Annotated in this window: 1 protein-coding gene and 1 pseudogene; one reads left to right on the forward strand and one right to left on the reverse strand. The window is 61.5% G+C overall.

Features of this window, described 5'->3' with window-relative positions:
• Window positions 1-311: 311 nt before the first annotated feature.
• Window positions 312-533: pseudogene (locus AC1DGP_RS35180) on the reverse strand (integrase); the annotation flags it as partial.
• Window positions 534-815: 282 nt separating this feature from the next.
• Here AC1DGP_RS35180 and AC1DGP_RS35185 point away from each other — a divergent pair.
• Window positions 816-1124 carry a hypothetical protein gene (locus AC1DGP_RS35185; protein ID WP_476771119.1) on the forward strand — a complete coding sequence of 103 codons (309 nt, stop codon included), beginning with the start codon at window positions 816-818 and terminating at the stop codon, window positions 1122-1124.
• Window positions 1125-1411 lie beyond the last annotated feature (287 nt).

Genomic DNA, 1411 nt, shown 5'->3' on the forward strand with positions numbered 1-1411 from the left:
GCGGCCTGAAGTCACTGAATAGAACCGCCGCGTCACCGGGCGCAGCGCGTTCCAGGTAGTTTCTCCCGGGGCTCATGATTCCCTCCCCTTGAGCTTCGGTCGAAGAGCGAATGCCCGCCTCACGGCGGGCATTTTGCATTTCAGGGCTGCTTTCACTTGAGCCGGAATCCGGCTGCGAACTCGTCCGAGCCGTGAAAGCCCGAGCTCAACCCGTCCTTGTCATCGGAGGCAGCCTCGCCGCCACGAAATCCTGATTGGGGCAAGCTTTCCAATGGGGCGAACGAAGCGGGAGGATGCCAGGCTCGAAGGCCCCCAAGCACGACATCAGCCACGCGGAGGCGAACGAGATCGCATCCGCGCAGTTTGCTATCGATTGCGAGATTGAACATCGCCAAATCGCGGATCCGGCCGTCATGCTGGAGCCGGGTGCGGGTGGCCCAAATGTGTCTCGGCTTCAGAGGCGGCCTGGGTCCAATAATGCGACCGGTGTTCCAAACCTGCCGCTGCCGTTGGCTTTGAGTTTCGACATGCATGGCAATTCCCCTTGGGGCGCCGCATCCGCAACTATCCTACCAATGATGTGGCTGCGCTGCTTCGAGCCATTCCGTTATGCGCGACTAGCTGCGTACGAGAAGCGCCAGGTTGAGATCCAGCCGCAAAGCGGACGTTCCGCTGGGCGGGGACTGATGATGCCGGAGCGCGGCAGCCGTGGATGTTCTGGCTGCAGCGACGTAAAAGGCGCCCAGCTACAGAAGAGCGTTGGCCGTGCTCGCGCAGGCTCAGGGCTTCCGACCGATAGAAATCGAGGAACTACCATGAGTGAACGCAGCCAGCTTTGGAGGGCGCCTCTACAGGGCGGCGGCCGCTGGCAATACGAAGGCAATGTTGAGATCGCTCACGGTGCCTGGGTTGGCAAAAGCCCGGATGGCCAAAGGCGGAGTGGTGTCACCGTTCGCGGGGTTATGGCTTCCGGAGGGGGCAATTCAAAGGTTGTTATGCAGATCGGCACCGATGACTTCCTGAATCTGTTCCGGGCTATGTGCGCCGAAGACCGAGAGGCAACGATCATCGCCTTTTCCCAGGCGATTAAAGAGTGCATCAGCCCCGGAGAGGCAGAAGCTTAACCGCTTCGTCCCGGGCTAAGGCGCCCGCTTTGGCGTAGAAACAGTCCAAAGGCAGCGCCTCGCCGCTTGGCGAACTCTGATTTCCACACGTCTCGGTCGTTCGGCGTCAGAAGCGGCCGAGTTCCGGCCCGCGCCAATGGACTAAGCCGCTCTCGCGGCAGGGTGCTGCAGGACTGTCAGCACTGAGATTTCGCCATGTGAGGCGCTGCATCCCAGGATTTCGGGGTTTCCCCTGATCCTCGGAGAGCCCCATGACCGAGCTTGCCGCCGTCAGCCCGCTACGCCAG

It is taken from the genome of Allobosea sp. 05T433 (genome assembly GCF_056396065.1).